The following is a 12,296-nucleotide window of genomic DNA, read 5'->3' on the forward strand; positions in this document are numbered from 1 at the left end:
AGCGCTCGACCGGCGGCGAGCAGAGGTCGCGGTCGCGGCGCGCAGATCGATCTGCGCAGCCTTGCTCGTGCGCTCGTCGTGGCTCGCAGCGCTGGCTCAGGCGCTCGCCGCCGGCGTGAAGACGACGCGCATACAGCCATCCTGCTTCTTCTTGAAGAGCTGGTATCCGCGCGGGCCCTCCTCGAGGCTCATCGGGTGTGTCACGAGGAACGACGGATCGATCTCGCCGCGCTCGAGGTGCTCGAGCAGGCGCGGGATGTAGCGCTGGCCGTGCTGCTGCCCCATCCGGAAGACCAGGCCCTTGTTCATGGCCGCGCCGATCGGGAACTTGTCGATGAGCCCGCCATAGACGCCGACGATCGATACCGTGCCTCCCTTGCGGCACGCCATGATCGCCTCGCGCAGAACGAACGGGCGATCCGTCTCGAGCCGCATCGCCTGCTTGGCGCGGTCGTAGGCGTACTCGAGGCCGCGCCCGTGGGCCTCCATCCCGACCGCGTCGATGCACGCGTCGGGGCCGCGGCCGCCCGTCATGTCGCGGAGCGCCTCGCGGACGTCCACCTCCTCGTAATTGAGCACCTCGGCGCGGCCGCGCTCCCTGGCCACCCGGAGGCGCTCGGGGAGCCGGTCGATCGCGATGACCCGCTCCGCTCCGAGCAGGTAGGCGCTGAGGATCGCCATCTGTCCCACGCCGCCGGCCCCCCAGATCGCGATCACGTCGCCGGGGCGGATCCCGCACATGTCCGCGGCCATGTAGCCCGTCGGCAAGGCGTCGGCCGCGAACACAGCGCGGTCGTCGGGGATCGCCTCCGGGACCTTGAAGGCGCCGTGATCGGCGAACGGGACGCGGACATACTCGGCGTGGCTGCCGGCAATGCCGCCAAAAGCATGGCTGTAACCGAAGATGGCGGCGGTCGTGTCGCCAAATGCCTTGTCGAGCACGGCGTGGCTCGGGTTCGAGTTGTCGCAGAGCGACCAGAGCTCGTGCTCGCAATAGAAGCAATGCCCGCAGCCGACGATCGAGCAGACGACGACGCGGTCGCCCTTTTTCAGCTTGCTCACGTCAGGGCCGACGTCGACGACCTCGCCGACGAACTCGTGCCCCAGGATGTCTCCCTTCTTCATCGTGGGCACAAACCCGTCGATCAGGTGCAGATCCGAGCCGCATACGGACGACATCTGGACGCGAACGATGGCGTCGTGCGGGGCGAGGATCCCCGGATCCGGCACCGTCTCGACGCGGAGATCGTTCACGCCATTCCAGCAGAGCGCGCGCATGGAGCCTCACCCCCCCAGCGCGGCCGATCTCCGGCCGCTGGGCTGTCCTTCGATCGTCGGTATCTCGCCGGCCTCCATCAGCTGCTTGAAGTGGCGGAGATCGTCCCTGAGCTGCTGATCCGGCGCCTCGCCGAAGACCTTCGCGATCGCCCGGCCGAGCGCGCCGGCAGGCGCCTCGTGGTCGATCGTCACATGGACCTCGGTGCCGCGGCCGCCCGGCGCGGGGACGAACCGGACCGAGCCCGCGTTCTCGATGTCGGCCGGCTCGCGGGAGCGCCACGCGATGAGCTCGTTCTCCCGATCCTCGATGATCTCGGCCCGCCACGACACCGAGCCGCCGGGCGCCCTCGCCTTCCACCGCGAGCGGCTGCCGTCGATGACCTCGACCTCGGTGAGGTGCTCCATGAAACGTGGTAAGTTATTGAAATTACGCCAGAATTTGTAGAGCTCGTCCGCGGGCCTGGCGACGGTCACGGTGCGCGCGACGCGCGTCGCCGCGGGGGCCAGCGCGTCGAACAGGCGGCCGGCGCGATCGCCGGCGCGGAGCAGCGGCGCGCGCGGGGCGGCGCGATCGCCGGGCGATCGAGCAGCACCGCGGCGGCCCGAGACGCCGTGCTGGATCAGCGCTCCGCCCGCGAGCGCGAGGACCAGGCCGGGCACGCTGCGGCGAGCGAACCCGTACGCCACGAGGGCGCTGCCGCCGATCGTGGAGAGCAAGCGCTCCGCCCTTCCAGCGGCTCTGTGCGCCCCAGCCTGGTCTCGCTCGGCCAGCGGCGGCACCTTGGAGATCGGTTCGAGCATCGTCATGGCATCACTCCTCCGCCACCTCGGTCAGCTCGCCTGCGCGCGCCGATGAGGGCCTCCGCCAGCCGAGCGCGCGGCCCTACGCCGCCGCGCGGGGGCGCGACCTCGTCCGGGGCGCGGCTCGATGAGGGCGAGGCGCCCTGTGCACACGCAGACGTCAGCTCGTGTTCACGGCGAGGTGAGGCAAGGCCCGCGCCTGCTCCGATCCAACCGCCGGGGGGGCTCCGGTCGTGTCGCGAGCGCGCGGCCCGCCGCGTGTGCGCCGCCGCGCCGTGCGCCGGACCTCAGAACCTCATGAGGAGGCGCGAGCCGAGGCCGCCCGGCGACGGCGTGAGCGAGAGCTCCGCCACGGGCGGCTTGCCGGGCGCCGGCGAGGCAGCCTCGGAGGGGCTCAGCAGGAGCAGCGTGACGCCGGCGCCGATGCCGACCAGCCCGACGCCGGCGAACACGCCCGCGAGCGTCGTGGCGGTCATCCCCGTCTCGTAGTCCCCTTGCAGCGACCGCGGGCACGTGTAGCCCCCGCCAGCGGCAGGGGAGCACCCGTCCTCGACCGCGGACAGCGCGCCGGCGCGCACGACGAGCGCCACCACGGTCGCGATCGCGCCCGCGCCGCCGACGCCGAGCGCGATGTAGCCGCCCGTGCGAAGACCGCTGGAAGCGGGCGGCGCGGCGGGGCCCGGGGGGGCGTCCGCGTCGCGCGCAGAGAGCGGCGCGGGCACGGTGAGCGGCACGTCCCGATGGGCGCCCGGGGTGAGCTCGATGCGCTCCGTGATCGGCGCGGCGCCGCCGTAGAAGAGCTCGACCGTGTGCGCGCCCAGATCGCGCTCGAGCGCGACGCCGAGGAGCCTCGGATCGAGCGGCTTGCCGTCCAGCACCACCCGCACCGACGACCTCCCCTCGGCGCCCTGGAGGCGGACGGTCAGCGTCCCGACCTTGTTGCCGAGCGCCCGGTAGCGGAGCTCGGCGTCCTCGCTCCACCCGGCATACTTCGCTTCATTGGACTGGAGCGCGGCGCGCCGGAGATCCCACCAGTCCCGCCTCGCCGAGGCGTAGCGGCCCATCTCCTCCTCGCACTCGGCGATGTTCCGCAGCGCGCCGAGCCCCTCGGGGTAGATCTCCAGCGCGCTCCGGAAGGCGATGACCGCCTGCTCGCACTGGCCGGCGCTCCGCAGCTCGCGGCCGCGGGCAAACAGCGTCTTCGCGTCCTCCTCGGCCCCGATGGCGAGCGCCGGGGCCGGCGCCGCCGCGAGCAGGGCGGCGCTGCACAGCGTGATGAGCTGTCGCTCAAAGGATCTCACTCTTGTCGATCTCCTTGCGGCGCCGGGGCACGGGGGGCGGCGGCGCGGACTTGGCGGGCGCCGTGGCGCGGGGAGCGGCCCCGTCAGGACGAGGCTGGGTCGAGCGCGGCCGCGAGGACGCGGGCGCCGTGGCGCGGGGAGCGGACCCCTCCGCCGACGCGACGCCGGCAGCCGGCTCTGCCGGCGCGACGCCGGCAGTCGGCTCCGCCGGCGCGACGCCGGCAGTCGGCTCCGCCGGCGCGACGCCGGCAGCTGGCGCCGCCGCGTCGGCCTGCGGTTGCGGCGGCGGCGAGCGCGGCGCCTCCTGGAGCGCGCCGCGCATGCCGGGGGACAGGTGCCGCGCCGCCTGATCCGGGCGCGGCCGATCGAGCAGGCGAAACGCGAGCGCGGCGGTGCCCACGAGCGTGCCCAGGCAGGCGACGACCACGGCGGCGAGCGCCGCCGGCCGCGCCGCCGGCCACCGCCTCGGCGGCGCCTCCGCGGGCTCGGGCGGCGGCGCCGTGAGCGCGGCGCGGTAGGCCCGCACCATCTCGCGGATCGAGGCGAACCGCTTCGCCTGCTCCTTCGCGAGGGTGCGCGCGAACCAGCCGTCGAGCCCCCGGGGAAGCGACCGCCGGACCGCCGTGGCAGGCTCGAAATCGCGGGTGCTGACCGCCACGATGAGCTCGGCGATGGTGTTGCCCTGAAACGGCGGCCAGTCGGTCAGCACCTCGTAGGCCAGCACGCCGAGCGCCCAGACGTCGGCCCGCGCGTCGACCGAGAGCGGCGTGGAGAGCTGCTCCGGGCTCATGTAGTTCGGAGAGCCCAGCATGACGTCGGCCTCCGTCTCACGCGGCCGATCGAGGCCGAGATCGCCGTGCAGCGCCTTGGCGATGCCGAAATCCGCGACCTTCACCGTCAGCTCCGCGCCGGGATCGTCGAGGAGCATCACGTTCGAGGGCTTCAGGTCGCGGTGCACGATGCCCATGTCGTGCGCGACGGTGAGCGCGTCGGCGATCTGATCGAGCATGTCCGCGAAGCGCATCGGATCGAGCGGCCCCCGCTCGCGCACCTCCGCGAACAGCGTTCGACCCCGGATGTACTCCATCACGAGATAGGGGATGTCGTCGTGAATGCCGGCGTCGTGAACGGCGACGATGTGCCGCGTGCGCGCGCCCAGGCGGGCCGAGATCTGGGCCTCGAACCGGAACCTCTCCAGGACGGTACGGCTCCGCGCGGGGTCGCCGGTCAGCGAGGCGCTGAGGAACTTGATGGCGAGCTCGGTCTTGAGCGTGACGTGTACGGCGAGCCACACCTCCGCCATGCCCCCGCGCCCGAGCGGCCGGACCAGGCGGTACTTGCCGTCGACGATCTCGTCGGCCTCGTGCTGCCAGTGGTCCGACTCGTCGGCGCCCGTCGGGCGCTCCACCGCGCTGGGGCTGACCCTGACGGTCGTCGGCATGCGGGGCGAGTCAGCGTCCACACGCGAAGGATAGTGGATGCAGCGTGCGGGACTGGCACTTTTTCACAGGGCCCGCTGTCGGTCCGTGTCCGCGTGTCCGCGTGTCCGCGCATCCGGCGAGCGCGAGACCGCGGTCGCGGTCCGCCGCGTGTCGGCGGCGAGCGCGGCCGTGTCACTCGGCGGCGTCGGCGAAGAGAGCCGCCGGCGGCTGCTCGAGGTGCGGCGGCGCCTGCGGGGCCGCCCGGCCCACGCCGCGGTCGAGCGCATCGCGGAGGAGCGCGCCCACGCCGGGGACGACGTTGTCGATCGCCGCGTCGGCCTCGCGCGGGTTCAACCACCAGAACGGGTTGAGCAGCCGGCGGAGATCGCGGAGGGAGCGCGTTGGGCGGCTGACCTCCACCGTGAGGGCCAGCGTTCCCAGGTTGGCATCGAGCCAGTCATCCATGTCGCCGACCGTGGGGTACCAGTGCGCCGCCTGCCGGACCTCGTACCGCTCGCGCGGCAGCGCGCGGCAGCCCGCGGCAGAAGGCATCCCCGAGCGCCCGATACAGCGGTGCGCGCGGGTTGGGCGCGCCGGTGTGCGCCCACGGATAGAGCAGGAGGTTGCCGCAGCTGTGGAAGCCGAGCGCGAGCGCAGGCCGCGTCTCCAGCGCGACGTCGCGCAGCGCGCGCGACTCGGGCTCCGAGAACGCATGCGGCCCCGTGTCGTGCGGCGACCACCTGAGCCGCGAGCCCGCGAACGGGTATAGCGCGCTTCCGAAGAGCGCCGCCTCCAGTTCCATCAGCGTCGAAAAGTCATCGCTTCGGAGCGTGCGCGCCACATAACGGCTCATCGTTGGGCCTCCTTATTTCAATTGAATCGTTGATCGGGGCGCAGCATGCCGGTGCTCGGTGGAGAACACGTCACAGAACCCCCGAGGTTGAGAGACACCCCGGGGACGCGGGCGCGTCGGAATGGCCGGGAGATCGCGTACGGAAGGTGCCAGATCGGCCACGTCATCGTGGCTTGAGGCGCCCTGCCACCGCGGCCGGGACCTCGAGCGCGAGGCCGGCGAAGGCCCGGGCGGTGTCGAGGAGCGCGGCGAGGCCCGAGGACGCGCGCCACCCGCCGGTCACGCCGGTCCAGTGCTTCATCGGAAAGAAGATGTTGCCGTCGGTGTGCGGCGCCGCGCGATCCAGGAAGGTCGCGCGGGTCGTGTACGCGGCGAGCAGCCGCTCCGTGAGGGCCGGGAAGGCGACGAACGCCGCGGCGGTGATGCGGCCGGCGACGCCGACGTACGTGTCGCGCCGCGGCCGCTCGGCGAGGGAGACCATCGCGGCCGCGACCCGCTCGGGGTCGACGATCGGCCGGATCGGCTGGACGGCGCGGCCCGTGTAATTGCCGGCGTGCTGGTAGATCGGGGTGTCGACCGACGCGGGAAGGAGCGTGCAGACGTGAATGTCCGGGGTGCCGGCGAGCTCCTGTCTCAGGCAGGACGCGAGCCCGAGGATCCCGAACTTGGAGATCACGTAGGCGCTCATCGTCGGCGCGCCGAACTTGCCGAGGGCGGAGACGTTGTTGATGAGCACACCGGCGCCCTGCGCGCGGAAACGGGGCAGCACGGCCCGCACCCCGTGCACGTAGCCGAGCAGGTTCGTCTCGATGACCTGGCGGTAGGTCTCGTAGGGCGCCTCGTCCGCGCGCGCGTAGAGGAACACCGCGGCGTTGTTCACCCAGACGTCGATCCTGCCGAACACGTCGATCGCGGCGCGGGCGAGGGCCCTGACGGCGCACTCGTCCCGCACGTCCGTCGGGACGGCGAGCGCGCGCGCGCCGACGCTGGCGCACTCGGCGGCGACCTCCTCCAGGGCCGACGCGTTCCGCGCGGCGATGACCACCTTCGCGCCGCGCCGCGCGAACGCGATCGCCGCCGCCCTGCCGATCCCCGAGGACGCCCCGGTGATAACGACCACCGAATCGCGAACGCACTTCCGCATGACTGACAACCTCCCGCGCGGTCTGCTGCTCGCCGAGAGGAAAGCAACGCGCGGGCCACGCTGGCTCGGATCGTGTACAGGGAATCCGAGGTAGCGCGCGATTCCTCGCATGCCGCGGGGGGACGTTTGCGCCCGTCACGCCATGCGCCGACAGAGGGCATGTCGTCGACACCGCGCCGCTTTCTCCAGGAGGATGGGCGGCCCGGAGAAGGGGTGCTCCGCCCGCGGAGGACCCCTGGGCCGCGTGCCCGCTCAGGGCGGGCTGCGCCGCGTCACCCGGAACGGCGTCCCGTTCTTGATGCGCAGGGCTATCGACAGCGCCGGCACGGCGGTCTGGCGCGGCGAGCCGGCGGCGAACGTGTAGCGCTGGACGAGGCGCGCCAGGATGAGCTGCGCCTCGGCCAGAGCGACCGTGCTGCCAATGCACTGGCGCTGGCCCGTTCCGAAAGGGATCCAGGCCAGCTTGTGGCGCGACGCCGTGCGCTCCGGCGTGAAGCGCCCCGGATCGAAGCGTTCGGGATCCTCCCAGCAGTCCGGATGACGATGGATGGCGTACGTCGGGGCGAGGACGAAGGTGCCCGCCGGGACATGAAAGCCGTCGATCTCGTCATCGACGACGGCCACCCGCACCAGCCACCAGAGCGGCGGGCGCACGCGCAGCGCCTCCTGGAAGACCATGCGGGTATAAGACAGCCTGGCGAGGTGGGAGGCATCCGGTCGGCTCCGGCCGACCACGCCATCGACCTCGGCGCGCAGCTCCGCCATGACGGCGGGCTCATGCAGCAGCAACTGCAGTGTCCACGCGAGCCCGGTCGAGGTCGTCTCGTAGCCAGCCAGGAACAGGGTCACGACCTCATCGCGCAGCTGGTCGGCGGTCATCCGCTGGCCGGTCTCGGGATCGACCGTGCTAATGAGCGTCGCGAGCAAGCCCCCGCTGTCCCCGGCGCGCTGCTGCCGGCGCTGGCTGCGCTCGATGATCTTGAGCAGGACCGCGTCCATGTCGCGGAGCGCCTGCTGGTAACGGCGCCTCCCGGGGACAGGGACCCAGGCAGGCAGCTCCTGCGCGACGATGCCGCGGAAGACGTAGTTGAGGGCGAACGTCACGCGGGCGGTGAGGAGCTCGATCTCCTCGCGGTCGATGTCGCCTCCGAGCACCGCTCTCGTGATCAGCTTCATGATGATCGGGCTGACGGCGTGCATCGGGTGGAGCGGTGAGCCCGTCCTCGCGGCGATGTCCCAGACCTCGAGCTCGTCATCGATGGCATCGACCATCACGCCGACGAGCTCGTCGATCCGCTCGCGGTGAAAGTGCGGCTGCATCATGCGGCGCTGGCGCAGCCAGTAGTCCCCTTCGCTCACGCCCAGGCCGTTGCCCAGCAGGGTCCTGATCGAGTCCCACAGCGCGCCGCCCTTCCCGTACTTCGAGCTGCAGTCCCGGAGGACATGCTGGACGTGCCTCGGGTGATTCACGACGATCATGCTCAAGGGACCGAGCCGCAGCCTGTACACGTCTCCGTGTCGCGCGCGGGCCCTCGGGAAGAACTCGGCTTGCTGGCTGAGCAGCGCCGGTAGCGACCCGAGCAGCGGCAGCCCGCCGTCCACGAGCGGCGGCATACGCGGGGCAGTGAGCGGTCGGCTGTCCGGAAACAGCGCAGAATTGGCTCCGATGTTCAAGGCCACTCGTCCTCCTGTTCCCTTTCCCTGCTCCGCCGACGGGGCCCTCCTCTCGACGGAGGGCCGGCGTGCGCTTCACAGCGAGAAATATTTCTCGTTCGAGTACCGGTGGGTGATCATGTACCAATCGAAGGTGCCGCGGATGACCGTGTACCCCGTACGAACGTACCTCGTGATCGCCTCCGCCATCCCCTCGTACCCGTCGACGAGCTCCGGGAGATCCCTCTCTATCTGGACCATGGCCTTCACCATGTCGTCGGCGAGCTTGCCCGCCAGGTCGCAGGCGCTCTGCAGCCCGATGCCGTGCTCGCGCTGAAGGAGGGCGACGAAATTGGCCTCCCCGCTCTTCACGTCCTTGTAGAGCCCGAGGAGCTCGTTGTGGATCACGATGACGAAGGCGACGAGCTCGGTGATGCTCTTGATGTATTGATCCTCCAGCACGGGCTGCATGCGCAGCCCGTGCGCGCGCTCGAGGAACACCGCGGCGAGCGGCATGAAGTAGCTGCTGCCGATGTTGTCCCGCCTCCGCATCAGGTGGGTGGTGGGTCCGAGGACGGTGCGCCGGTCCTGGAGCGCCTGGACCCTCAGCCCTTTGAGGTGGAACTGGAGGGCCCCGGCGAAGGCCTTGAAGAGCGGCGGCGACGCGAACGCCTCGATCTCCTTGAACCACCGGTGCCACGCCCTCACGATGTGATCGTCTCCCGCTGCAGGCGAGTCTCCGCGGGCGATCTGTCCGACCCTCCGAATGTAATCCAGCTTCTTCGAGGCGTCGGCGTTCACGTTGTCAATGACGTCGTCGATCGCGAAGAACAGCGCGAGGGATATCGCCCCGTACAGCACGAGCTCCTTCGGATGATCTGGGAAGATCAGCGCAGAGCAGTCGTCTAGCTTCATGCCCACCAAGACGTCATGACCGTCGGTCCCCCGTTCGATGAGCTCCGCGCTCACCATCCAGTCAATGTACGGGGCCCGTATCTGCTCCAGGTGCTCGCTCACCTTGTACTTCCCCGGGAGGAGCAGCTCCGGGGGCCTGATCTTCTCGAAGTCCGGGAAGTCGATGTCCATGCCACGCAAACGTTCGCCGAACTCCTCGGCCCTGTCCGATCCCTGGATCGCCCCAAACGCGGCTCGCTCGTTCATCTCGTTCTCCTCTCGGCGGCGCCACCCCGCGAGCCCGCCGGTCGTGCGTTCTGGCTCAATCGCCGTCGAGCGCCTTCAGGGCGAACGCGGTGACCAGGGCCTCCGAGCCGACGTAGATATCGGAGCGGCCCAGCTTGTAGATGGGTGATATAGGCCACGAGCCGTCCGACTTCTGCGCCCTTCGCAGGGCGTCCCTCTCGGATGCGTTGTCGACACGCAGGCGGTTGGCCGCGATGACCCTGAGCGCGAGCTCCAGGGGGACGCCGCTGCTCCCGATTCGCGCCCTCAGCAAGCCCTCGACGACGTGCGCATACTTCTGCGTGAACCTCTCGAAGTCCAGCAACCTCGACGCCCAGTAGAGGAGCACGTCCGGAGTTAGATAGTAATAGAAGGCGTCCGGACGCGCGATCTTCTCCGGGCGCAGGGAGTCGATCAGGTACTCCTCCGTGGGCCGCGCCTCGTCCTCCCTCCCCAGGAGGTAGGCCAGGTACAGCGCATTGGCGCAGGGGATCGGGTCGATCCTGCAGCGCCCTTCCCGCTCGCCCCTCGGGGGCATGTACACGTGGATGATGCCGGCTTCGTCGACGTTCTGCAGCACCTTCGAGACGGCCGAAAGAGCGACTCCGATGGGAGCGGCGCCGACCTTTATCAGGACCGACAACGCGAGCCCAGTGTCGTCCACGTCGCGGGGGAGCAGGCTCGCATCAACGAAGTACGAGAAGAGCCCGTCATCGTGGCTCTCGCCGAGAAACTCCGTGAGACGGCGCTTTACCCTGGAGCTCAGCCTGCTGTTCATCAGGAGGTCCAAGATGATCGCGGAGGTGAAGATCTCATCCGGCATCTCGATGCGGGACGTGAAATCCGGCGCCCGGCTCAGCGTGGCCTGGTAGCAGCGGTCGACGTCGAAGGTCTGGCTGAGGTAGCGATAGCCCCGGTCGATCGGGTCTTCATCTCTCCTGCCCAGCGCGCTCAACCGCTTCAGTATCCCTGCCTCCCCCTCTCGCGGGCTCAACATGTCGGCCTGTGTCGAGCACATGCTAACGGTTGACTGTCCGTCGGTGTGAAACGCGCGATCGCTCAGCATAGACGAGCCTCCTGCGGCATGCTGCGGATGCTGACAGCTCCATTCAGTCCACGACAAAATCGCGGAACGAACCACCAATGTCAACGCCCATGCGTGGGCTTGTGGTCGATGCCTACATGTCCGCTCAGCTGCGTCTACGAAGGAGCCAATGACGGCGCCTTCGTTATTTGTGTTATGATAACGTGGGCTTGTGCGATGACTCGCCGCAGGTCATTTCAGCGTTCTGGACACTGAAATGTTCTGGCGCTGAACGAGCGCCGCGCCGCGAGTCATGCATCTGGGACGGGAGCGCTCGCGCGATGTTGCCCGCCCGGGATGGGTGCGCATCACGTTTGCGGCTTCGGGGCGTGGCCCAGTTTGCCTTGGACAGAATCGATTTGCGGGGCGGACGGCAGGCGGACGATGGATCGATCGATCCTGACCGCATGCTCGAACCCGGTCACCGCCGGGCGTCTCGTCGCGCGCGTCCGCGGAGCCGCGGTCGGACCGCGGCGTCGGCGCTGCATCGCGCGTCGGCGGGCCTCAGCGCCGCGCGGCGACCTGAGGCCGGGACACGACGGCGTGGGTCACATCCACTTCCGCCTGCATCATGCGCAGGCAGGTCTGCAGGCCGTGCCGGAGATTGCGGAGCGTGAGCATGGGGCCGAGATCCACGCGCAGCGCGGTGAGCGTCTGCGCCACCGCAGGCCGGACGCCGGTCAACATGCACCGGGCGCCGAGCAGCTCCACCGCGCTCACCAGCCTCAGGAGCCGATCCGCCGTCGAGGAGTCCATGATCTCGACGCCGGTCACATCGATGATGACGAAGCGGGACTGCTTCCGCGCGATCTCCTCGAGCAGCTGGTCCGTCACCTCGCCGCTGCGCCGTGAGTCGAGCATGCCGATGATGGGCAGGACGAGGACGTCATCCCAGATCTCGAGGATCGGAGTCGAGAGCTGCTGGACGGTGAGCCGCAGGCGCTCGAGCGTGTCATTCCTCTCCTTCTCGCGGACGAGCTGCTGATCCATCTCCTGCTCCCACCGCTTGCGCTCGCTGACGTCACGGAACACGGCGACGGCGCCGACGAACGAGCCCTCGGGATCCAGGACCGGGCGCGCGCTCACGAGGAGCCAGCCGCCCTTCGGGTTCTTGTTGTTCCGGAAGAAGATCTCCTGCGCGGTGATGATCTCGCCTCGGAGCGCGCGGGCGAGGGGTAGATCGGTCGGGGGAAACGGCGTCTCCCCATCGACGTGGTAGAGTCCGTACCGCTTGCTCCACTCATCCGGCGAGCTATCGGCGATCGTGAGGTTGATGACCAGCTCGGCCGCCTGGTTGGAATACACGATCTTCCCGTCCTGCTGGCTCACCACCACGCCGTCGACGATGTTGTCCAGGATCGCCTGCTGCGCCCGCGCACGGTTCTCCAGCTGTTCAAGCGTGCTGGCTAGCTCCGCCGGCGAGGCGCGCTTGCCCTTGTCAGCTACGCGGCCGGCGGCCTTCTTCGCGCTGGTGCGCGCCTGCTTCTTGACCTCATCCGACTGGCGGGTGGGATTGGGAGAACGGTCCTTACCTTCGTTTCGGCGAACAGGTTTCATTCCAACGTCTCCTGCTGGCTACGGC

General features: G+C 70.0%; 11 protein-coding genes. All 11 read right to left on the reverse strand.

Annotated features, from left to right (window positions below; translation table 11 throughout):
- Positions 1 to 96 precede the first annotated feature (96 nt).
- Positions 97 to 1,278, reverse strand: coding sequence for a zinc-dependent alcohol dehydrogenase (locus tag WMF17_RS00330; protein WP_437647353.1), 1,182 nt, complete (start codon positions 1,276 to 1,278; stop codon positions 97 to 99).
- Positions 1,279 to 1,284: 6 nt separating this feature from the next.
- The gene (locus tag WMF17_RS00335; protein WP_437647355.1) at positions 1,285 to 2,085 is read right to left on the reverse strand and encodes an SRPBCC family protein; all 801 of its coding nucleotides are present in this window, start codon (positions 2,083 to 2,085) and stop codon (positions 1,285 to 1,287) included.
- 281 nt (positions 2,086 to 2,366) lie between these two features.
- Positions 2,367 to 3,380, reverse strand: coding sequence for a tetratricopeptide repeat protein (locus tag WMF17_RS00340; protein ID WP_437599962.1), 1,014 nt, complete (start codon positions 3,378 to 3,380; stop codon positions 2,367 to 2,369).
- Positions 3,367 to 4,821 carry a serine/threonine-protein kinase gene (locus tag WMF17_RS00345; RefSeq protein ID WP_437647357.1) on the reverse strand — a complete coding sequence of 485 codons (1,455 nt, stop codon included), beginning with the start codon at positions 4,819 to 4,821 and terminating at the stop codon, positions 3,367 to 3,369. The genes WMF17_RS00340 and WMF17_RS00345 overlap by 14 nt, the downstream gene beginning before the upstream one ends.
- A 172-nt stretch (positions 4,822 to 4,993) precedes the next feature.
- Positions 4,994 to 5,353, reverse strand: coding sequence for a hypothetical protein (locus WMF17_RS00350; protein ID WP_437604393.1), 360 nt, complete (start codon positions 5,351 to 5,353; stop codon positions 4,994 to 4,996).
- Positions 5,259 to 5,654: a M14 family zinc carboxypeptidase gene (locus WMF17_RS00355; RefSeq protein WP_437647359.1), complete on the reverse strand. Its 396-nt coding sequence runs from the start codon at positions 5,652 to 5,654 to the stop codon at positions 5,259 to 5,261. The genes WMF17_RS00350 and WMF17_RS00355 overlap by 95 nt, the downstream gene beginning before the upstream one ends.
- A gap of 163 nt (positions 5,655 to 5,817) precedes the next feature.
- On the reverse strand, positions 5,818 to 6,798 hold the full coding sequence (locus WMF17_RS00360; protein ID WP_437647361.1) for an SDR family oxidoreductase: 981 nt from the start codon (positions 6,796 to 6,798) through the stop codon (positions 5,818 to 5,820).
- Positions 6,799 to 7,050: 252 nt separating this feature from the next.
- Entirely contained in the window at positions 7,051 to 8,412 is a 1,362-nt protein-coding gene (locus tag WMF17_RS00365) for a cytochrome P450 (protein WP_437599968.1), read from the reverse strand.
- 135 nt (positions 8,413 to 8,547) lie between these two features.
- Positions 8,548 to 9,612, reverse strand: a complete 1,065-nt coding sequence (locus WMF17_RS00370; RefSeq protein WP_437599969.1) for a terpene synthase family protein — start codon at positions 9,610 to 9,612, stop codon at positions 8,548 to 8,550.
- Positions 9,613 to 9,667: 55 nt separating this feature from the next.
- Positions 9,668 to 10,696: a hypothetical protein gene (locus tag WMF17_RS00375; RefSeq protein WP_437599970.1), complete on the reverse strand. Its 1,029-nt coding sequence runs from the start codon at positions 10,694 to 10,696 to the stop codon at positions 9,668 to 9,670.
- 522 nt (positions 10,697 to 11,218) lie between these two features.
- Complete coding sequence (locus WMF17_RS00380) at positions 11,219 to 12,271, reverse strand: STAS domain-containing protein (RefSeq protein ID WP_437599972.1); 1,053 nt, start codon at positions 12,269 to 12,271, stop codon at positions 11,219 to 11,221.
- Positions 12,272 to 12,296: the final 25 nt, after the last annotated feature.

The sequence above is a fragment of the Sorangium sp. So ce362 genome, assembly GCF_051519845.1.
Classification (GTDB): Bacteria; Myxococcota_A; Polyangia; order Polyangiales; family Polyangiaceae; genus Sorangium.